Here is a 21,165-nt window from a genome sequence, read left to right as displayed (position 1 = left end):
CTCGTCGGACGAGGCGAGAAACTCTCCGCGCGCGTATCCGTTGGTCGCCTTCAGCCGTCCCGTTCCATCGTCGGTCACGACCATCCGGTGGACGAGATTGGTCGGCGAATCGGGAATGAAGGCGTTGCCCTGCAGATCCTTGGGATAGGCGTCGCCGCGATAGATCGTCGGGCCGCTCGCGCCCTGAATGACGATCGACGATCCGTCCTCGCGGAAGAAGGGGTCGCGGTAGCCGCGGTTCACGCCGCGGTTGCTGCGCACGGGATAGACCGTCGCATCCGCCTGCTCGATCAGCAGCTCGTAGAGACCGCGCGTCCTGACGCCGTTGGGATTGCGGATGAAATAGCGCGACGGCGTGTAGTCGACAAACAGCGGCGAGTCGTTGACGTTGCGGTAGACGCGTCCCGCGTCATCCTGCGAGACGGTCCACTGGCCGCGGCTGAGCGACGGCAGCGGCTCCAGCTTTCCGTCGTGCCACCTCAGATCGAAGACGTGCTCCGACGAGTACATCACGTTGTCCATCGCCCAGAACAGACTGTTGGCGTTGTGCTCGATGCCGCCGTTCGGGTTCCCGAACGTGTTGACGACCAGCTCCTTGGTATCGGCCTTGAGATCGCCGTCGGTGTCTTTCATCAGCCACAGGTTCGGCGGGTCGCCGACGAGCACGCCGTGCTCGAGCACCTTGAGCGCGCGTGGCCCCGAGAGCTTGTCGGCGAAGACCGTCTTCTTGTCCATCACGCCGTCGCCGTTGGTATCTTCCAGCACGCTGACCCGATCGAGCGGCTCCTTCGAATCGCGTCCCGTCATGTCGGGCAGGAAGGTCGGCATCTCGACGACCCACAAGCGGCCCTCGGCATCGAAGTCCATGAGGATCGGCGAATCGATCAGCGGCTCCGACGCGACGAGCTCGGCATGGAAGCCCGGCGGGAGCGAGAAGGTCTTCATCTCCTCCTGCGGCGTCAGCGCGATCGACGTCGGCATCTGCGGCTTGGCGGGCGGCCACGCGTTGCCGGGGACCTTCGCCGTGCCGCCGGCGCCCTGTTGCGCCGCGATGACCGCCGCCAGGCCGACCACACCCGTGGTGATGAGAGAAAGAACGACAGAAGCACGCTTCATAGGGCTACCGGGGTTGAATCGGCACGGTCCGAACGGATGTCTTGCGCTACGGCTTCACCGGCACCAGCCGCGCCACCATCCCGGGCGTCGACGCCGACAGCACCTGTCCGGGCAGCTGCAGCGTCACGTAGAGCAGGCCGTCGGGCCCCTGGATGACATCGTGGACGCGCCCGAAGGTGTTGAACACCTGTTCCTCGTGCAGCACCTTGCCGTCCTTGATCTCGAGGCGCTTCAACTGCTGGCCGGCGAGACAGCTGACGAACAGATCGTTCTTCCAGCCCGGATACTTGGTGCCGGTGTAGAACACGATGCCGCTCGGCGCCACGCTCGGCGTCCAGTAGCGAATCGGGTCGTCCATGCCGGGCTCGCTGGTCTTGGTGATGCCCGGCTGCACGCCTTTGGTGGCCACGCCCCAGCCGTAGTTGTGCTTCGGCTCGATGATGTTGATCTCGTCACCGCCGGTCGGGCCGTGCTCCGATTCCCACAACTGGCCCGTCACCGGATCCCAGGCGAGACCCTGCGGATTGCGATGGCCGTAACTCCAGATCGACTGGACGACGTTCGGCTGGCCGACGTAGGGGTTGTCCTTCGGCACCGTGCCGTCGTCGTTGATGCGGTGAATCTTGCCGGTGGCGACGGAGAGATCCTGCGCGTTGGCCATCTGCATCTTCTCGCCGAGCGAGAAGAACAGGTGGTTCTGCTTGTCGAACAGGAAGCGTGATCCGTAGTGCGCGTTCGTCTGGCTGTAGAGCTCCTTCGGCGCGCGGAAGAGCACCTGCTGATCGACGAACTCGTTACTGGCGTTGAGCCGGCCGCGCATGATCACCGTCATCGACGGCGGATCGTTCGACGGGCCGCGACCGCGGCCACCCTGTCCCGGGGCCGGCGCCGGCGGCGCGGCGTTCGGATCGGGCGGGGGCGGCGGCGTCCAGCCGGCGAGCGTCTCGGAGTACGAGATGTAGATCCAGCCGTTGCCGGCCTTCGCATAATCGGGATGGACTTCGATGTCGAACAAGCCGCCGTCCTGCTTCTCCCACACCTTCGGGAGCCCCTTCACGCCCTCGGGCTCCATCTTGCCGTCTTTGTCGACGATACGGATGCGACCGGGACGCTCGCTGATGAGCAGTCGGCCGTCGGGCAGGAACGCGAGCGCCCACGGCGTTTCGAGATTCCGCGCGATGATCTCCACCTTGAAGGCCTGCTTCTCCGACTTGATGATCTGACCGTCGGGATCGGGCACGTAGACCGGCTTGTCCTTCAGGTTGGCGGCCTGCGTCCGGATGTAGGCCACCATCTGCCAGATCTCGGGGTCGGTCATCTGGCCGACGAACGACGGCATCCCCTTATCGGGATAGCCCTCCTTGATGCTCTTGACGATCGCGTCGTCGTCGCCGCCGTGGATCCATTCCTCGTCGAAGAGGCTCGGGCCGACCGGACCCTTCGCGGTGCTGTTACCGTGGCAGGCGAGGCACGTCTCGGTGAACTTCGCGGCCATCGGATTGCCGCGTCCGCCGCCTCGACCCGGCGCGCCGGCGCGCTGCGGCGCGCCCGGAGTCCCCTGCGGCGGCATGCCGACGGTCGGTGGGCCCGCCGGCGGCATCGCGGGCGGCTGCGGCTGCTGCCGCGCATGCAGTCCGATGGAGGCGGTGAGGAGAACGGTTGCGCCGAGAGCCAGCCTGTTCGAAATCATAGATTCCTCGCCTACTACGCCATTCGCGCCAGTAATCGTTTACAGCGAGGCGCGAGCGACCGACGCGCGGAAGAGCCGGTTATCGCCCCTCGCGCCCCGCGCGTTGCCGTTTCGCACGCCGCATCTCGCACCCGGCGCCCCGCTAATGCGACTCACGCGCAATCTGGTGGCCGCGACACCCGACCAGAAAATCGAAGTCGGCCCCCGTATCGGCCTGCGACACGTGCTCCACGTAGAGCTGCTGATACCCGCCCGGCACCGGCAGCACCGGCGGCTGCCATGCCTGTTTCCGGCGCGCCAGCTCGACATCGCTCACCTCGAGCTGCAGCGTGCGCGCCTCGACGTCGAGCGCAATCATGTCGCCGTCTTGGACGAGCGCCAGGGGGCCGCCGATCGCCGCTTCCGGCGAGCCGTGCAGCACGACTGTCCCGTACGCCGTGCCGCTCATCCGCGCGTCTGAGATGCGGACCATGTCCTCGATCCCCTGCTGCAGGATCTTCGGCGGCAGGCCCATGTTGCCGACCTCGGCCATACCAGGGTAGCCCTTGGGGCCGCAGTTCTTCAGGACGAGCACGCAGGTCGCGTCGACGTCGAGATGCGGATCGACGATGCGCTGCTTGTAGTGCTCGATGTTCTCGAACACGACGGCGCGGCCGCGGTGCTTCATCAAATGCGGCGAGGCGGCCGACGGCTTGATCACGGCGCCGGTCGGGACGAGATTGCCGCGCAGCACCGCGATGCCGCCGTGCGACACGAGCGGGTTGCCCCACGGACGGACGATCTCGGGATCGTAGGTCGGGGCGTCGCGGCAGTTCTCCCACTGGGTGCGGCCGTTCGCGGTGAGCGCCGACTTGTGCAGCAGACCGTGCTCGGCGAGCGTGCGCATCACCGGCAGGAGCCCGCCCGCGTAGTAGAAGTCCTCCATCATGTACTTGCCCGACGGCATCACGTTCGCCAGCGTCGGTACGTCGCGGCCGAGACGATCCCAGTCGTCGAGCGACAGCGGCACGCCGACCCGGCCCGCCGTCGCCAGCAGGTGGATCACCGCGTTCGTCGATCCGCCGACCGCGCCGTTGACGCGAATCGCGTTCTCGAACGCTTCGCGGGTCAGGATCTTCGAGATCCGCACGTCGTCGACCACCATGTCGACGATCCGCCGTCCGGCTTCGTGGGCGAGCGCGTAGCGCCGCGAATCCACGGCGGGGATCTCGGCGTTGTGCGGCAGCGACAGCCCGAGCGCGTCCACGACGATCGCCATCGTGTTGGCGGTCCCCATCACGGCGCAGGTGCCGGTCGAGCGGGACATGCAGGGCTCGGCGTCGACGAGCTCCTGCTCGGTCATGCGCCCGGCCTTGACCTCCTCGGCGAACTTCCAGATGTGGCTGACGCCGATCGTCTCGCCGCGGTAGTGCCCGTTGAGCATCGAGCCGCCCGAGACGACGATGGTGGGCACGTCGCAGCTCGCCGCGCCCATCACCAGCGACGGCGTGGTCTTGTCGCAGCCGCAGAGCAGCACGACGCCGTCGATCGGATTGGCGCGGATCGACTCCTCGACGTCCATGCTGACCAGATTGCGCCAGAGCATCGCGGTCGGGCGGACGCTCGTTTCGCCGAGCGAGGTCACCGGGAATTCGAACGGCACGGCGCCGGCTTCCCAGACGCCGCGCTTGACGTGCTCGGCGATGACCCGGAAGTGCGCGTTGCACGGCGTCAGCTCCGACCAGGTGTTGCAGATGCCGATGATCGGGCGTCCGTCGAAGGCGTCGAGCGGCAGCGTGCGGCCGAGCCACGAGCGATGAATGAAGCCGTCCTTGTCGCGCTTGCCGAACCAGGCGCGGGATCGAAAGGTCTTGCCGGCGAATTTAGGATCCATGAATGCGTGAAGTCTAACCCGTCTAGGCGGGACACGAAAGCTGTGTCAGTATCTCGGTCCGATGACTCCGCTCCGTCCGACGCGCGCGCGTTATGTGACCGTCGGGTTCGCGATGTCCCTCGCGGTCATTCAGTATCTGGACCGCGTCGGCATCTCGCAGGCGGCGCCGGCGATTCAGCGCGATCTGCACCTCTCGAAAGTGCAAATGAGCTGGGCGCTGTCCGCCTTCGTGTTCGCGTATGCGCTCTTCGAGATCCCCGGCGGCAGGCTCGGCGATCGGATCGGGCCGCGGCGTGTGCTGATGCGCATCGTCCTGTGGTGGTCGTTCTTCACGGCGGCGGTCGGTTCGACGTGGAACGCCACGTCGCTCATCGCCACGGAGGCGCTCTTCGGCGCGGGCGAAGCCGGCTGCTTTCCCAACCTGACGCGCATCTTCACGACCTGGCTGCCCAAGACCGAGCGCGACCGGGCGCAGGGCCTGCTCTGGCTGGCGGCGCGCTGGAGCGGCGCCTTCACGCCGCTCGTGGTCGCCTACCTGCTCGATTTGATGTCGTGGCGCCGCGCGTTCGAGCTCTTCGGCGTGGTCGGTCTCGTGTGGGCGATCGCGTTCTTCAGCTGGTTCCGGGACGATCCGGGCACGCACCCGTCGGTGAACGCCGCGGAGCTGGCGCTGATGCCGACGCGCGCCGAGACCGCGCACGGCGGCCAGACGCCGTGGGGACGGATCGTCGGCAGCCGCTCGGTGGTGCTGCTCTGCCTGCAGTACGCCTGTCTGTCGTACGGGTGGTATTTCTATGTGACGTGGCTGCCGACGTATCTGCGCGAGGCCCGGCACACCGGCGTCAAATTCGGCGCGCTGCTGTCGTCGCTGCCGCTGCTGCTCGGCGGCATCGGCTCCCTGATCAGCGCCCAGATCATTCCCAGGCTCGCCCGGCGCATCGGCCTCCGCCTGGCCCGCCGCAGCGTCGCCGTCATCGGCTTCGCCGGCGCCTCTGCGTCGATTGTGGCCTTCCTCCAGATCGCCGATCCGGTGCGCGCGATGCTGCTGCTCGGCCTCGCGGGCTTCTTCAACGATTTCGTCATGCCGGCCGCGTGGGCGGGCTGCATGGACATCGGCGGCCGCAACTCGGGCACCGTGTCGGGATCGATGAACATGTTCGGCAACATCGGCGGCGCGTTGTCGCCCCTGGCGATCGGCTACATCCTGACCTACACCAACAACAACTGGGCGCTGACGTTCTATCTCTCGTCGGCGATCTACCTGCTGGGCGGCGTCTGCTGGCTCTTCATCGACGCGCAGACGCCGTTGGAGACGAATAATTCGGAAATTTGAAAATGTGGGAAGGTGGAAATGTTCGGCACCTTCCACATTTCCACATCTCCACATCTCCGCATTTCCACATTCGAGGAGCTCGCATGGCCGTACTCGATCGATTCAATCTGAACGGCAAGACCGCGCTCGTCACCGGCGGCGCGCGCGGCTTGGGGAAGACCATGGCGACGGCGCTGGCCGAAGCGGGGGCGGACGTCGCGTTGACCGGGCGCACGCTCGAGAGCTGCCAGGCGGCGGCGGGCGAGATCGCGGGCGCCACCGGACGCACGGTGCGCGCGTTCGCCGCTGACGTGACGGTCGCGGCGGACGTGCAGCGGCTCCTGGCGGACGTCCAGGCCGCCTGCGGCGACGTCGACATCCTGATCAACAACGCCGGCACCAACATCCGCGGCACCCTTGATCAGTTGTCGGAAGCCGACTGGGACAGCGTCATCGACACCAACCTGAAGGGGCCCTTCCTGTGCACCAAGGCGTTCGCGCCCGGCATGCTCAAGAAAGGCTGGGGACGGGTCGTCAATCTGGCCTCGATCCTCTCAGTGATCGGGCTGCCGGGACGGACGCCCTACGCCTCGTCGAAAGCGGGGGTGCTCGGACTGACGCGGGTCTGGGGGCTCGAATGGGCGGGAAAAGGGGTCACCTGCAACGCGATCTGCCCCGGGCCGTTCGCCACTGACATGAACCGACAGCTGCTCAACGACCCCCAGGCCTACCAGCAGTTCGTCGCGAACATCCCGATGGGACGCTGGGGGGAGCTCGAGGAGCTGACGGGGGCGGTGGTCTTCCTGGCCTCCGATGCCTCGTCGTTCATGACCGGATCGGCCCTGTTCATCGACGGGGGCTGGACGGCACGCTAACAAGCTGGACCTTAACTGCCGCCGAATCTGGATGTTACCGATGCATTTCAGTTCTGGCGGTCAGCCGGCGGGCCGCCGACCGGCCCCGGCTATGACCTGAGCGTATTAAATCCTTCGCAGGCAGGGGGTTCCAGTCATGAGCCCCCTGCATTTCTCGCTTGCACTCCACGCATTACACGACTACTATCCCCGATCAACTCCTGCCCGTAGGTTTCTGCAATCGTTTGCCGGATCGATTGGACTACGGGTTTGAGTTGTCTGTCGTCGTTCAGTGTAAGCAACGGGAGGAGCTTCATGATCAGAAAGCGGACCGCCCGAGTACTCAGCGTACTCGGCCTGCTCGCGATGGCGGCATTACCCGCCCGCGCGCAGATCACCACCGGCACGATCGCCGGCACCGTGAAAGACGCCCAGGGAGGAATTATCCCTGGCGCCACGGTGGTGTTGATCAGCGAGACCCAGGGAACGAAATCGCAGCCGCAGGTGACCAACAGCACCGGCGACTACGTGTTCCCCAACGTGGCTCGCGATACCTACACCGTCGAAGTGACCATGGAGGGTTTCAAGACCCTGCAGCGCAAGAACGTCCAGGTGTCGGGCGCCGAGCGCGTCGTCGTGCCGTCGGTCACACTGGAAGTCGGTGGCGCGACTGAAACGGTCAACGTCGCGGCTGAATCGCCGATGATTCAGGCGCAGTCGGGCGAGCGCTCGTTCGCGGTCGCGACCGAGCAGATCGAGCACCTGCCGATCAACCACACCAACTTCACCTCGGTCGTCTCGCTGACGCCGGGCGTGGTCGGTGGCGGCAACTCGGCGGGCGGCACCCGTCTCGGCGGCGCCGGCCAGAACAACATCATGATGGACGGCGTCTCGGCGATGGACACCGGCAACAACGGCCAGATGCTCAACATGAACGTTGAGTCGATTGCCGAAGTCAAGGTGCTGACGCAGGGGTATCAGGCGGAGTTCGGCCGGTCGTCTGGCCTGCAGATCACCGCGGTGACCAAGAGCGGCACCAACAAGTTCCGTGGATCGGCGTTCGACATCCTCGGCAACTCGGACTGGGCCACCAACACCTGGGCGAACACCAAGAACGGCGACCAGAAGGTCGCGGCGACGGCGAAGACGCTGGGCTACTCGATCGGCGGTCCCATCGGCAAGCCCGGCGGCAATAACAAGCTGTTCTTCTTCTACAGCCACCAGTACGTGCCGGCCACCACCTACACGAACGGCGGCAACGTCATCCGCCTGCGCGTGCCGACGGCGGACGAGCGCGCGGGCGTCTTCACCAACTCGCTGGACAACAACGGCAACCCGATCCCGCAGCTGCTGGATCCCGTCACCCGCCAGCCGTATCCGAACAACGTGATCCCGGCGAGCTCGTTCTACTCGCTCGGTCAGACCATCCTCAATCGTTACCCGCAGCCGAACGTGACCCAGACGAAGGGCACGAACTACAACTACCAGATCAACGCGCCGTCGACCAACCAGTTGACGCAGCAGCCTGCGGTGAAGCTCGACTATCAGATGTCGCCGAAGCTGCGCTTCAGCGGCAAGTACTCGGGCCAGCTGCAGAAAAACCTGGTCCAGCCCGGTCTCATCCCCGGCTTTACTGACGCCTACGTGCCGTATCCGACGATCACCAATCTCGGCGGCACGGTGAACTGGGTCATCAACTCGACCACGTTCCTCGAAGGCAACTACGGGATGATCAAGAACGAGCTGGCCGGCGGCAACGAGGGCGGTATCCTCGTCAACGACTCGGCGAACCGCCTGAACGGCCTCGCGAGCTTCCCCCTGCTCTATCCCAACGCGGGTGTGATTCCGACCGGCTCATATGCCTACGGGGTCATGCAGGCTGAGAAGCCGGTGTTCTGGGATGGCACGAGCGTCAACCTGCCGCCCGTCTTCGGGTGGGGCTCGCTCATCGGCGCGGCGCCGCCGAACCAGCGCTATCCCGGCTGGCTGAACATCAACCGCACGCAGGACTTCTCGGTCGCCGTGACCAAGATCTCCGGTCACCACACGCTGAAGGGTGGGTTCTACAACAACCACAGCTTCAAGGCGCAGAACGTCGGGGCCGGCGGCATCGCCAACCTGTCGTTCCAGGGCTTCGTGGACTTCGGCCAGAACACCAACAGCCCGGTCGACACCGGCTTTGGCTACGCCAACGCGCTGACCGGCGTCTACAACCAGTACCTCCAGGCGTCGAACTTCACCGAAGGCTCGATGCTCTACAACAACACGGAAGGGTACCTGCAGGACAACTGGAAGGTGAACAGCCGCCTGACGCTCGACTACGGCGTCCGCCTCACCCACCAGCAGCCGCAGTACGACCAGTTCCAGCAGATGTCGAACTTCTTCCCCGATAAGTACTCGGTGGCGGCGGCTCCGACACTCTACGTCTCGGGCTGCAACAACGGCTCGACCACCTGCACGGGCAATGCGCTCAACGCGATGGATCCGCGCAATGGCCAGGTCATCTCGGTGCCGGGTGCGTTGAACACCCAGGCGCTGATCGGCACGCCGATTCCTGGCACGGGCAATGCCGCGACGAACGGCATCATCCAGGCCGGTAACGGCATCTCGAAGTACGGCTACACCTGGCCGGCAGTCGTGTTCGGGCCGCGCTTCGGCTACGCCTACGACCTGACCGGGACCCAGAAGTACGTCGTCCGCGGCGGCGGCGGCTGGTTCTACGATCGTCCGGACGGCAACACCGTCTTCTCGATCCCCGGCAACCCGCCGATCTCGACGTCGCAGAACCTGCTCACCGGACAGCTGCAGAACGTCGGCAGCGGATCCGGCCTCAGCCCGCAGCCGGTTCCGGCGCTGGTCACGTTCCAGTACGACGCGCAGGTTCCGGCGTCCATTCAGTGGAACTCGGAAATCCAGATGGCTCTGCCCTGGTCGACGGCGCTGACCGTCGCCTACGTCGGCAACCATGGCTACAACCGCATGGGCGCGTTCCAGGGCGGCAGCACCGTCAACCTCAACGCTGTCGACTACGGCGCGGCATTCCTGGCGTCGAACCAGGATCCGACCAAGGGCGTCAGCGCGGTGCCCGGGGCGAACGCCTACACGACGAACCTGCTTCGTCCGTTCCACGGACTGAGCACGATCAACGAGAACGAGACAGCGTTCCACGACACCTACCACTCGCTGCAGTTCACGCTGAACCGTCGCTATCGCAATAGCTTCGCGTTCGGCGCCAACTACACGCGGGGCCTGTCGTTCACGGGCAACACCGGCCTGCTGCTGCGCTTGCAGCACAACGCCGATGGTTCCTTCGCCCCGCGCGCCGACCAGGCTGCCTACGAGGCGCTCAACAACACCCTCGATCTTCGGCCGAATGTCGTCAAGCTGAACGGCCTGTATGACATTCCGAAGCTCCACGGGTCCGACGCCGGCGCGATGAAGGCGCTCGGCTACGTGTTGAACGACTGGCAGGTCTCGGGTGTGTTCACCGGCACGTCGGGCACGGCCTACGACCTGGGCTACTCGTACAACGCCAACGGCGGCAACGTGAACATCACGGGTTCGCCCGACTTCAACGGCCGTATCGCCTACGTGGGCGATCCGGGCGGCGGCTGCTCGGACAACCAGTACGGACAGTTCAACGTCTCCGCCGTCAGCGGCCCGCAGTCGGGTTCGGTCGGCATGGAGTCGGGTCGTAACATCCTGCGCGGCTGCTTCATCAAGCAGACCGACATGGCCCTGGCCAAGAACGTCCGGCTGGGCGGCCAGCGGAACCTCCAGTTCCGCATGGACGTGTTCAACCTGTTCAACACCTACAACATCAACACGCGCTCGTCGACGGTCACCTATACAAGCCCGACCAACCAGACGATCGTGAACAACCAGTACAACGCGGACGGCTCGCTGAACTCAGCGCGCCTGACGCCGCGCACCGCAGGCTTCGGCGCGGCCACCGCCGCACAGAACCTCGGCGGCGAAGCGGGCCTCGGCACCAACTACAACCGGTTGATGATGCTGCAGGTTCGCTTCCAGTTCTAAGGATCGCCGGGGGGCTTCGGCCTCCCGGACTCCGGACACGCGCCCGCGACGCATCGCGGGCGCGACAATCGAACGGCGGGTGGGGCTGGTCCTCACCCGCCGTTTTCATTTTAGGGGGATCATCCGCGGCGGGACGCTGCGGAGCTACTTCCTGGTCGCCCTGGCGAGATTCGCTCGTGCCGCCGCGTAGTCCGGATCCAGGCGCAGCGCTTCCTGAAACTGCTGGATGGCCTCGTTCCGGCGTCCCGTGCGTGCGAGCGCGACGCCGAAATCGTTGCGGACCGTCGCCACCCTCGGATCGAGCGCCAGGGCCGCCTGGAACTCGACGATCGCGTGCTCGAAGTCCTGCAGCGACATCATGACGTTCGCAAGGTTGGCGTGCCCCGATGCGTCACGAGGCGCTGCCTGAACGACCAGACGGAGCTGAGCCGCCGCGTCTGCAAAGGCCCCGTTGCGGGCGAGGGCGATTCCGAGCTTCATGCGGGTCGCCGGAGTATCGCCACCCTGGGTCAGCGCGTCCCGGTAGTGGGCAGCCGCCGCGGCGTACTCGCCGACGGCGGTCGAGGCGTCACCGAGCTGGACGGCGGTGGCACCGGCCGGCGCGCCCGGGTCCGTGGCCTGACCGCCGCCGGCGCCCTGAAGCTGCGTCCTGGCCTCCTCACCGTGTCCGGTCTGAGCCAGGAGAATCGTCAGGTTGGTCCGCGCGAAGGTGAGGCCGGGTTTGATCTCCAGCGCGGTCCTATAGGCGGCGGCCGCTTCGTCCTGGCGTCCGAGCTTGTGCAGCGCGACCCCGAGATTGCCGTACGCCTCGGCATACCCGGGGGCAAAGCGAATGGCCTGGCGCTGTTCCGCGACCGCTTCGTCGAGGCGCCCGAGCTCCATCAGCGTCGTGCCGAGATTGTTGTGCAGCTGGGCGTCCGTCGGATTGATGCGCAGCGCCGCGCGGAACGACTCGATCGCGCGCTCGCGCTGCGGCGGCACTTCGCGTTGCGCGGCCACCCCGAGATTCTCGAGACAGAGCCAGCATCCCGGGTTCTGCTGAAGCGTGACGGCGTAGAGCGTGACGCCGTCGGCGTATTTGCGGGCTTCGGCGTGTGTGGCGAGCGCCAGGGGCACGATGATCACCACGCAGAGCACACGCTCGGCGACCATCGCCGTGAGACCGGCGCGGAGTGCCAGACTCGTGAGCATGGCGGCCACGGGCACGAACACCGCCGCGCACGCCAGATACTGAAAATGGTCGGCGACGAACGAGTAACGGAACGGATAGACGTTGACGAATCCGAGGGCCGGGCCCAGCGTGGCGCAGAAGACGACCGCGGCGGCGAGCGGCGCGCGCGATCGCCGGCGGACCGCCCAGCCGGCCAGGAGCATGACGACGACCGCGGCTGGAAAGAGGTACTGCCACCAGACGTCCTGGCTCACGTTCCAGCGCGGATAGATGAACGTCAGGTTGACCGGCCAGAGATCCTTCCCTGCATAGAACAACACCGCGCGGCCGGCCACCAGCAGGCGTTCGATCGGCGTGAGGGTGAAATCGGCGCCGCGCGCCCCAATGAAGGTCCTCTCCACCCAGGCCGTGGTCACGCCCGCCAGCGCACCCAGCGCGAGGAAGGGCACGAGGGGGCGGACGTCGCGCCGCCAGTCGAGCGAGCCGCGTCGCCACCAGAACACGGCGAGGAGCGCCGCCGGCAGAGTCGCTGTCACCGTCTTGCTCGCGAGCGCGCAGAAGAACAGCGTCAGGCTGACGAGGTAGCTTCGCGGGTCGCGCTGCCGATCGTAGCGAAGATAGGCCAGCGCCGCCGCCATGTAGAAGACGCCCGACAGCGTGTTCTTGAGCTCCGTCATCCAGGCGACAGATTCGGCCTGGACGGGATGCAGCGCGAAGATCGCGCCCGCCACCAGCGCGCCGCGTATCTCGAGACGCCTGAGAAACACGACGAGCAGGCTGGCGGAGACGCCGTGCAGGATGACGTTCACCAGGTGGTATCCGAGGAACGTGTCGTGCCACAGAAGCGCCTGCAGCCAGAACGCAGAGTGAACGAGCGGATAGTACTGCTGCGTCGCCCCGGGCTCGAACCAGATCCGCGCCAGACCGGCCCACGACCGCAGCCCAGCCCGCGTCAGGTGCCCATCGTCGTCCCAGAGCATCGTGCCGTGCAGAGCCGGCGCGTATGCGGCGATCAGCACGATGAAAACACAAGCAACAAACCCGAGCATGCCGGCCACCGCCGAGCGGCGTGCGTCGATGCGTACGTCCATGGAATTCCCGGCATGGTAGCAGCCTTCACGCGTTCGGCTCCCGCGGCATCAACGCGCGCTCGAGCCCTCGCGCGTATCGGCCGTGAGGTGGGGCGAAGCTCGGCGCATGGGAATGATCCCGCCACCGTCTGTTTTTTGCTATAACTGCCCCCAGGAGAAAACACTCTTATGCGAACTGGTCTTTTTCGTGCGCCGTTTGCCCTGGCCGGCGGCACTGCCGTTCTGTTGACAGGCGCCCTCGTGCATCTCACCGCGCAGGCTCCCCCGCCAGCTGGGCAGGGGGGCGGACGCGGCGGCGGACGCGGCGGTCTTGCACCCGCACTCTTTTCCGCGTTTGACGCCAACAAGGACGGCGCAGTGTCGCGCGACGAGTTCACCGGCGCGTTCGACAAGTGGTTCGGCGACTGGGACACCGCGAAGACCGGATCGCTGTCGGCGGCCGAGATCGGCGACGGACTGACACGCGTCACGGCCGCGTACGCGCCGGCCCCGCCCCCTGGCGGCGGCCAGGACGCCTGCGGCGGTCGCAGCGCCAACCCGCACGTCGCCTGCCAGTCGGACGTCGACAAGATGATGGCCGCCCTTCCAGACAAGGCGATGGCCAAGCCACTGAAGCCGCGCAAGGTGCTCGTGCTCGGCGCGGCGCGCGGTTTCGTCCATTCCTCGATCCCACTCGCCGCGAAGACGATTGAGGAGATGGGCAAGAAGACCGGCGCGTGGACGGCCACGACGACGTATGACGCCGCCGACATCAACAGCGAGAACCTCAAGCAGTACGACCTGATTTTCCTCGATAGCACCACCGGCTGTTTCCTCGACGATCCGGCCGATCCGGCGGCGACGGCGGCGCGGCGGGCGGCACTCCTCGAATTCATCCGCGGCGGCAAGGGCATCGCGGGCATTCACGCAGCGACCGATTCGTACCACGGCGCGTCGTGCGGCGGCGGCGCGGCGGCCCCGGCAGGCCGCGGGCGCGCGGGCGGGCGGGCCGGCGGCCCCGGTGGCGCCCTCGCGACCGCGATGGTCGCGCAGGGCGACAAGGACGGCGATGAGAAGCTGTCGCGCGCGGAATTCACGGCAGTGACGGCCGCCTGGTGGGACAAGCTCGACATAGACAAGGCCGGCCGGATCGCGCAGGCCGACTTCGCTCCGCGGTTTGCCGCGCTGACGCCCGCTCCAGCGCCCCGCGGCGGAGGCCGCGCCGGCGCCGAGGCCAACGCCGCACAGGGCAAGCCTGGCGGCGATCCCCTCTGGCCAGAATTCAACACGATGATCGGCGGATACTTCAAGTTCCACTGGGTGGATCCGCAGGAGATCACCGTCAAGATCGACGACCCCAAGAGCCCGCTGACCCAGATGTTCCACGGCCAGGAATGGGTGATCCACGACGAGACCTACACCTTCAACCAGGACTCGTTCTCGCGCACCAACGTGCATGTGCTGACGTCGATCGACTACGACAAGATGAGCGACGTGGACAAGGCCAAGGAAAGCGGCATGCGGACGGATCACGACTACGCTCTCAGCTGGATCCGCCGCGAAGGCAAGGGACGCCTCTTCTACGAGGCGCACGGCCATGCCGAACGCAACTACGCGATCAAGCCGTTCCTCGAGCACATCCTCGCCGGCGTCCAGTACGCCCTCGGCGACCTAAAGGTCGAAGACACTAAATAAAACCGAAGGACACGAAGGAGCGAAGGAACGCGTCCGGGTGCGGCGCAGGTCTGGACGGCCTGCGCTGCACACTGCGGGATCATCCACTCTCGACCGGGTCGGAGCCGTGCACAGCAGCCTCCACGGGACCCGCTGCGCTCCTGTCCCTCCGGCAATCCGCCAGGGCAGAACGAAAGGCACGCAGATGACAGGATCCAAGGTGCTGGCAGCGGCCGCCGCAGTCGCGGTCAGCGCTGCGGCGGCAGCCGCGCAGAACGGTTCGCAGTTTCGCGACTGGAACGACACGGCTCTCGCGGACAATCCGCGCCTCGCGCCGAAGCTTGCGTGCGCGGCGCTCGTGTCGCAAACCGGCTATGACGTCTCGGTGCTGTCCGCCACTACCATCGCGGCCGCGGGAGACGTGCCGGACTTTTGCCGCGTCATCGGACTCATTCAGCCCGAAGTCCGGTTCGAGGTGGATCTGCCGGCACGCTGGAATGGCCGCGTCTACATGCTCGGCAACGGCGGGTATGCCGGCGAGGCGCTCGACAACCCCGGGCGAGAAGGCACTGCGGCGCGCGCGGTCGGCCGCGGCTTCGTGGCCGTGCAGACCAACACCGGCCACGATGGCGCGACCGAACCGTTGGCGGCCTTTGCGGCGAACCCGCAGAAGCTCGCCGACTACGCGTTCCGCGCCGTCCACGTCACCGTGGTCACGGCAAAGGCGCTGGCCAGCGCGTATTACACCGCCCCGGCCAGCCGCGCCTATTTCGACGGCTGCTCGACCGGCGGACGCCAGGGGCTCATTTCCGCGCAGCGTTTTCCCGACGACTTCGACGGCATTGTCGTCGGCGCGCCGGTGCTGAACTTCTCGGCGACGATGATCGGCTACGCGAAGGACCAGAAGGCGCTCGCAGCGGCGCCGCTGAACGCCGACGCGGTCAGGACGATCGCCGAAGCGGTGCTCGCGAAATGCGACGTGCTCGACGGCGTCAAAGACGGCGCCATCGACGATCCGCGGCGTTGTCCCTTCAACCCGTCGAAGGACATCCCGACCTGCGGCGGTGACGCACCCGCCGCCGGCTGTCTGACCGCCGCGCAGATCGGCAGCGTCGAAACGATCTATGCACCGCTGCGGCGCGGCAGCGGCGCGTTCTTTCCGGGCTGGCCGGTTGGAGCCGAATCTGGATGGATCCCGTGGTTTCAGTCGCCCAACGGCAAGAGCATCGCCTGGAGTTTCGGCGAGGCGTACCTCAAGAACATCGCCTTCGGTCGCGCCCGCGCGAGCTACGACTGGCTCACGTTCGACGTCAACGCTGATCTCGACAAGATCCAGGCCTCGCAGGCGCTGATCGACGCGACGAGCCCGGACCTGTCGCGCTTCAAAGCGCGCGGCGGCAAGATCGTCAGCTATGTCGGCTGGGCAGACCCGGCGCTGAACCCGCTGATGAGCGTCGGCTATTACGAGAGCGTCACCCAGGCGATGGGCCCGTCGACGCCGGAGTTCTACCGGATGTTCATGGTGCCGGGGATGGCGCACTGCGGCGGCGGCAGCGGCACGTCGGCGTTCGACGCGTTCACGCCGCTGGTGCAATGGGTCGAGAAAGGTACGGCCCCCGCGTCCCTGCCGGCGTCGCGGGTCGTGGACGGGAAGGTCGTGCGAACCCGCCCGCTCTGCCCCTATCCGCAGACCGCGATCTACAAAGGCAGCGGCTCGACCGACGACGCGGCGAATTTCGCGTGCGGCGTGCGGTGACGTTGGAGCGACGCCGGACCTGAGGGTCCGGTCTACACCGGTCCCTACCGGAGTGTAGGCCGGGTCTTCAGACCCGGCGTCGCTCAGACCGGGCGGCGCCCTATTTCTTCGCGGCCGCGGGCGTCGTTGTCTTCGCCGGCGCACTCTGGAACAGCAGCGGCCCGACGTCGTGCAGGTGGTGGCGCCAGACCATCCATTCGTGGCGGCCTTCGCCGACCTGGAACGTGTGCGGGATATTGGCCTTGGTCAAGGCCTCGTCGAGCGTCTTGGCGCTGGGACCGACCAGGTTGTCGTCCTTGCCGATGCCCATCCAGAGCAGCTTCAGCTTCTTGTAGCCGCCGTTGAAGAACTCGGCATAGCTCTGATCGGGATTCGCCTGCGATCCGGCGCTCATCACCACGAGGTAGTGGAAGGTGTCGGGATGGGTGAAGCCAATCTGCACCGTCTGGCCACCGCCCATCGAGAGACCGCCGAGCGCGCGATTGTCGGCGCCGGGCAGCGTGCGGTAGGTCTTCTCGACGTAGGGGATGATGTCGGTCAGAAGGTCCTGACCGAAGAGTCCGCCGGGCTGAGCTGCCGGTGAACCGGGCGCGGGCGGTGCGCCGCGGCCGCCAAAGGCGGCGCGATCCTGATCGCGATCGGGAACCGTGCCGACCCCGGCGCGCGCGTAGCCGAGCGGGTTGACGATGATCATCGGCTTCGTCTTCCCCTCGGCGATGAGGTTGTCCATGATGTAGTTGGCGCGGCCAGTGAGTATCCAGCTCGAATCGATGTTGCCCGAGCCGTGCAGCAGGTAGAACACCGGATACTTCGCGGTGCCCTTCTCGTAACCGGGCGGCGTGTAGATCCACAGCGTGCGCGGAGCGCCGATGCTCTTCGAGTCATAGGTTTCGAGGCGCACCGTTCCGTGCGGAACCGGCTTGGCATCGTCGAATTCCAGGCCGTCGCCAGGGATCTCGAACTGGCTGGCCGACGGGAAGCCGCCGAAGCCGATCTTGACCCAGGGGGACTGCGGGTCCATGGCGATGACACCGCCTTGGCCGTTTACCGCGTCGACGCGGAACTGATAATTGTAGACGTCGTGCGGCAGCGGGCCGATCGTCGCCGACCAGACGCCGGTGGCCTCGTCTTTGGTCATCGGGTAGGAGGGCTTGCCCTCGATCTCGCCGATGAGCTCGACCGTCTTGGCGTTCGGCGCGCGGAAGCGCACCGTGACGGTCTTGTCGGGATGAACTTCCGGCGACACGATCTGCACGCCGCGTCCGCCGCCGCCGCCACGTCCCTGGCCGGCCGCCTGCCCCGCCGGCGGCGTGGCCGGCGCCTGCGCACTGCCGATCGCCGCCGCTGTTACCGCAATCACGAACGAAAGTCCTAAACGTTTCATTGAGAGGCTCCTGATGCTCGCAGTCTAGCGCGGATATCGCTCACGCCAGTGCGATTAACGCACGAAGATCGCGCGGGGCATGCGCTACGATGCCGCACATGACACCCCGCAGCGACGTCGTCGGCTCCCTCCTGCGCCCTGACTATCTACGCGACGCGCAGGGCAGGCTGCAGCGTGGCGAACTCACGCCCGCCGCCTACAAGACCGTCGAGGACCGCGCGGTCGGCGAGGCGGTCGCGCTGCAGCAGCAGGCCGGACTCGACGTCGTGACCGACGGCGAGATGCGTCGGTACGCGTTCTTCGGACACCTCGCCGAGTCGCTCGAAGGATTCGACAAGACCGCCGGCTGGTCGATCACGTTCCACGACAACCAGGGACACGAGGCGACGGTGCCGCGCCCGGTCGTGGTGGGCAAACTGCAGTGGCGCCGCCAGATGGCCGTCGAGGAGTTCACCTATCTGCGCGGCCGCACGGCCGTGCCGGCGAAGGTGACGCTGCTCAGCGCGCAACAGGCTGCGGCGTACTACGATCCGGAGAAATCGAAAGGGGCCTACCCCACGCTCGACGCCTACCTCGCGGATCTCGTCGACTTCACCCGCCGGGAGATCACCGAACTGCGGCGGCTCGGCTGCGAGTACGTGCAGATCGACGCCCCGCAATATGCCGCGCTGCTCGACGAGAAGATCCGCGAAGGCTATCGCCGGCGTGGCGCCGACCCCGACCGCATGCTCGCCGCGTCGGTCGAGATGGACAACGCCATCATCGCCGGGCAACCAGGCCTCACCTTCGGCATCCACATCTGCCGCGGCAATCACAAGAGCATGTTCTACGCCTCGGGCGGCTACGACCGGATCGCCGAGCAGGTGTTCGGCAGGTCGAAGTTCGACCGGTTCCTGCTCGAGTACGACGACGAACGTTCCGGCACGTTCGAACCGCTTCGCCACGTCCCCGACGGCCGCATCGTCGTGCTCGGACTGGTGAGCTCGAAGCTGCCGCGGATGGAGGCGCCAGAGACCTTGAAGGCTCGCATCACGGAGGCGTCGCGGTTCGTCCCTCTCGATCGCCTGGCACTCAGTCCGCAGTGCGGCTTCGCATCGACGCACGAGGGGAACAGCATCTCCTCCGACGTACAGCGCCAGAAACTGGAGCTCGTCGGACGGGTCGCGCGCGAGGTGTGGACGTAGCCGGTTGCCGGCGCGCCTGGCTCAATCGAAGGGCGTTCCGACGTAGTTCTCGGCGAGGCTGGTCATGGCCGCCTCGGAGCTGACGAGGTAGTCGAGATCCGCGAGCTGCCGCCGCCGGTCGAACGGAGTCGCGTCCTCTGCGACGTGCAGCGACGAGGTCATCCACCACGAGAAACGCTGCGCGCGCCAGGCGCGGCGGAGGCCGCGATCGGAATAGGCGTCGAGCGCCGAGGTGCGGCTCGAGCCGTAGTAGTCCGTCAGCGCGACGGCCAGCCGCTTCACGTCGGCCATCGCGAGGTTCAGCCCCTTGGCGCCGGTCGGGGGCACGATGTGCGCGGCATCGCCGGCGATAAACAGCCGGCCGTAGCGCATCGGCTCGAACATGAAGCTGCGCATGCCGGTGACGCTCTTCTGGGTAATCGTCCCTTCAGCGGGCCGCCAGCCGTCGCTCGTCGCCAGCCGCAGCTGCAGCTCGCGCCAGATGCGATCGTCGGGCCACTCGTCGAGGCGCTCGTCCGGCCCGACCTGCAAATAGAGGCGGGTCACCGACGGCGAGCGCATGCTGAAGAGCGCGAAGCCGCGATCGTGCAGGCTGTAGACCAGCCAGTCTGACGAAGGCGGCGCGTCGGCGAGGATGCCAAGCCATCCGAACGGATAGACGCGCTCGAACACCTGGGTGGCCGCCACAGGGATCGACGACCGGCAGACGCCATGGAAGCCGTCGCATCCGGCGATGAAGTCGCACGCGATCTCGCGGCGCTCTCCCTCGCGATCGGTAAATGCGACGCGCGGGCGTGAGGACTCGGGATCCAGCAGCCGCACGTCCGTGACGCCGAACAGCAGCGGCCGCTCCGTCGCGGCGCGCGCGTCGATGAGATCGCGGACGAGCTCGTTCTGTCCGTAGATCGTGATCGCCCGTCCGCCGGTGAGGCGCTCGAAGTCGACGGCGTGCCGTTCTCCGCCGAAGGCGATGTGGATGCCGCCATGGCGCAGCCCGTCCCGCGCCACGCGCCCGGCGACGCCCGCCTCGTGCATCAGGTCGACGGTCCCCTGCTCGAGCACGCCGGCACGCACGCGCTCGACCACGTGTTGCTCGGTGCTGCGCTCCAGGACGATCGAGTCGATTCCCTGCCGATGGAGGAGCTGCGCCAACATCAGCCCGGCCGGACCGCCGCCGACGATCGCGACCTGCGTGCGCGCGCCGATCATGACCCGCGGACGCTGGCGCCGATCTCCGCGGCCGCCTGCTGCAGCAGCGGCAGGAACTCCTTCTGCAGCGTCTGACGGTCGGCGCGTCCCGCCGAGACGCCGACGTTGACCGCGGCGACAACGCGCCGGCCGGCGCCGACGATCGGCACCGCCATCGAGCGCAGCCCCAGCTCGAGCTCCTGGTCGACGATGGCGTAGCCCTGTCCGCGAACGCGATCGATTTCGCCGCGCAGCTCGTTCTTGTCGACAATGGTGCGTGGCGTGTGGCGCGCCAGCTTCACCCGCGCCAGCACCCGTGCCCGCGAGGCCTCCTCGAGATTGGCGATCAGCACGCGTCCGAGCGACGTCGTCGCGGCGGGCAGGCGGCTGCCGACGGCCAGGCCGATCGAGAGGATCCGCTTCACCGCGGCGCGGGCGACATAGACGATGTCGTCGCCGTCGAGCACGGCGACCGACGACGACTCGTGCAGCTGGCTCGACAGGCGTTCAAGCACCGGCTGCGCGAGGCGGGCAATCGAGGTCGAGCCGAGATAGTTCGAGGCCAGCGACAGGGTGGCCGGGGTGAGTTCGTAGACGCCGTTCTGGCCGCTGGCATAGCCGAGCGTCATCAGCGTATGGAGACAGCGGCGGGCGGCGGCGCGCGAGAAGCCGGTGGCGAGCGAGATTTCGCGGATCGACAGCTGTGGTTTTCCCTCGCCGAAGGCGCGGATGACGGCCAGGCCGCGGGCGAGCGACAGCATGAAGTCAGGATCACTGGCCATGTTCAGTACCTCGGTAACGGCGGCGATTATCGCACGAAAGAGACGATAATCGTTTGACCGGCCTTGGCGCGAT

13 protein-coding genes are annotated in these 21,165 nt (G+C 66.9%); 6 read left to right on the top strand and 7 right to left on the bottom strand.

Annotation, left to right across the window (positions count from 1 at the left end):
* From VGI12_20490 to VGI12_20480, 3 genes are all read right to left on the bottom strand, one after another.
* Positions 1 to 1,116, bottom strand: a 1,116-nt coding sequence (locus tag VGI12_20490) for a hypothetical protein (protein ID HEY2435060.1), incomplete at its 3' end; no start/stop codon positions are given.
* Positions 1,117 to 1,162: 46 nt separating this feature from the next.
* On the bottom strand, positions 1,163 to 2,806 hold the full coding sequence (locus tag VGI12_20485) for a PQQ-dependent sugar dehydrogenase (protein ID HEY2435059.1): 1,644 nt from the start codon (positions 2,804 to 2,806) through the stop codon (positions 1,163 to 1,165).
* A gap of 142 nt (positions 2,807 to 2,948) precedes the next feature.
* Positions 2,949 to 4,679, bottom strand: a complete 1,731-nt coding sequence (locus VGI12_20480) for an IlvD/Edd family dehydratase (protein ID HEY2435058.1) — start codon at positions 4,677 to 4,679, stop codon at positions 2,949 to 2,951.
* Positions 4,680 to 4,740: 61 nt separating this feature from the next.
* Here VGI12_20480 and VGI12_20475 point away from each other — a divergent pair, with 61 nt between their 5' ends.
* From VGI12_20475 to VGI12_20465, 3 genes are all read left to right on the top strand, one after another.
* Positions 4,741 to 6,012 carry an MFS transporter gene (locus tag VGI12_20475; GenBank protein ID HEY2435057.1) on the top strand — a complete coding sequence of 424 codons (1,272 nt, stop codon included), beginning with the start codon at positions 4,741 to 4,743 and terminating at the stop codon, positions 6,010 to 6,012.
* 83 nt (positions 6,013 to 6,095) lie between these two features.
* The gene (locus VGI12_20470; GenBank protein HEY2435056.1) at positions 6,096 to 6,866 is read left to right on the top strand and encodes a 3-oxoacyl-ACP reductase family protein; all 771 of its coding nucleotides are present in this window, start codon (positions 6,096 to 6,098) and stop codon (positions 6,864 to 6,866) included.
* Between the two features lie 294 nt (positions 6,867 to 7,160).
* The gene (locus VGI12_20465; protein HEY2435055.1) at positions 7,161 to 10,883 is read left to right on the top strand and encodes a carboxypeptidase regulatory-like domain-containing protein; all 3,723 of its coding nucleotides are present in this window, start codon (positions 7,161 to 7,163) and stop codon (positions 10,881 to 10,883) included.
* 144 nt (positions 10,884 to 11,027) lie between these two features.
* Here VGI12_20465 and VGI12_20460 read toward each other — a convergent pair whose 3' ends face one another.
* On the bottom strand, positions 11,028 to 13,145 hold the full coding sequence (locus tag VGI12_20460; GenBank protein ID HEY2435054.1) for a tetratricopeptide repeat protein: 2,118 nt from the start codon (positions 13,143 to 13,145) through the stop codon (positions 11,028 to 11,030).
* A 168-nt stretch (positions 13,146 to 13,313) separates the two neighbouring features.
* Here VGI12_20460 and VGI12_20455 point away from each other — a divergent pair, with 168 nt between their 5' ends.
* Positions 13,314 to 14,819: a ThuA domain-containing protein gene (locus tag VGI12_20455; protein ID HEY2435053.1), complete on the top strand. Its 1,506-nt coding sequence runs from the start codon at positions 13,314 to 13,316 to the stop codon at positions 14,817 to 14,819.
* A gap of 184 nt (positions 14,820 to 15,003) precedes the next feature.
* On the top strand, positions 15,004 to 16,554 hold the full coding sequence (locus VGI12_20450) for a tannase/feruloyl esterase family alpha/beta hydrolase (GenBank protein HEY2435052.1): 1,551 nt from the start codon (positions 15,004 to 15,006) through the stop codon (positions 16,552 to 16,554).
* A gap of 100 nt (positions 16,555 to 16,654) precedes the next feature.
* On the opposite strand, the gene VGI12_20445 is transcribed toward VGI12_20450, so the two are convergent.
* Positions 16,655 to 17,914 carry an alpha/beta hydrolase-fold protein gene (locus VGI12_20445; protein ID HEY2435051.1) on the bottom strand — a complete coding sequence of 420 codons (1,260 nt, stop codon included), beginning with the start codon at positions 17,912 to 17,914 and terminating at the stop codon, positions 16,655 to 16,657.
* A gap of 122 nt (positions 17,915 to 18,036) precedes the next feature.
* On the opposite strand from VGI12_20445, the gene VGI12_20440 reads away from it, so the two are divergent.
* Positions 18,037 to 19,122 (top strand): hypothetical protein, encoded by a 1,086-nt coding sequence (locus VGI12_20440; GenBank protein ID HEY2435050.1) that lies wholly within the window; start codon positions 18,037 to 18,039, stop codon positions 19,120 to 19,122.
* A 21-nt stretch (positions 19,123 to 19,143) separates the two neighbouring features.
* Here VGI12_20440 and VGI12_20435 read toward each other — a convergent pair whose 3' ends face one another.
* Positions 19,144 to 20,331 carry a 4-hydroxybenzoate 3-monooxygenase gene (locus VGI12_20435; GenBank protein HEY2435049.1) on the bottom strand — a complete coding sequence of 396 codons (1,188 nt, stop codon included), beginning with the start codon at positions 20,329 to 20,331 and terminating at the stop codon, positions 19,144 to 19,146.
* Positions 20,328 to 21,092, bottom strand: a complete 765-nt coding sequence (locus VGI12_20430) for an IclR family transcriptional regulator C-terminal domain-containing protein (protein ID HEY2435048.1) — start codon at positions 21,090 to 21,092, stop codon at positions 20,328 to 20,330. Before VGI12_20430 ends, VGI12_20435 begins: the two co-directional genes overlap by 4 nt.
* Positions 21,093 to 21,165 lie beyond the last annotated feature (73 nt).

It is taken from the genome of Vicinamibacterales bacterium, from assembly GCA_036496585.1.
Classification (GTDB): domain Bacteria; phylum Acidobacteriota; class Vicinamibacteria; order Vicinamibacterales; family 2-12-FULL-66-21; genus JAICSD01.
The sequence above is the reverse complement of the archived record's forward strand: the minus strand, read 5'-3'. Positions and strand labels throughout refer to the sequence as shown.

Coding starts and splice junctions, on each gene's coding strand:
- VGI12_20485 (HEY2435059.1), bottom strand. CDS start 2,806: ATGATTTCGAACAGGCTGGCTCTCGGCGCAACCGTTCTCCTCACCGCC.
- VGI12_20480 (HEY2435058.1), bottom strand. CDS start 4,679: ATGGATCCTAAATTCGCCGGCAAGACCTTTCGATCCCGCGCCTGGTTC.
- VGI12_20475 (HEY2435057.1), top strand. CDS start 4,741: ATGACTCCGCTCCGTCCGACGCGCGCGCGTTATGTGACCGTCGGGTTC.
- VGI12_20470 (HEY2435056.1), top strand. CDS start 6,096: ATGGCCGTACTCGATCGATTCAATCTGAACGGCAAGACCGCGCTCGTC.
- VGI12_20465 (HEY2435055.1), top strand. CDS start 7,161: ATGATCAGAAAGCGGACCGCCCGAGTACTCAGCGTACTCGGCCTGCTC.
- VGI12_20460 (HEY2435054.1), bottom strand. CDS start 13,145: ATGGACGTACGCATCGACGCACGCCGCTCGGCGGTGGCCGGCATGCTC.
- VGI12_20455 (HEY2435053.1), top strand. CDS start 13,314: ATGCGAACTGGTCTTTTTCGTGCGCCGTTTGCCCTGGCCGGCGGCACT.
- VGI12_20450 (HEY2435052.1), top strand. CDS start 15,004: ATGACAGGATCCAAGGTGCTGGCAGCGGCCGCCGCAGTCGCGGTCAGC.
- VGI12_20440 (HEY2435050.1), top strand. CDS start 18,037: ATGACACCCCGCAGCGACGTCGTCGGCTCCCTCCTGCGCCCTGACTAT.
- VGI12_20435 (HEY2435049.1), bottom strand. CDS start 20,331: ATGATCGGCGCGCGCACGCAGGTCGCGATCGTCGGCGGCGGTCCGGCC.
- VGI12_20430 (HEY2435048.1), bottom strand. CDS start 21,092: ATGGCCAGTGATCCTGACTTCATGCTGTCGCTCGCCCGCGGCCTGGCC.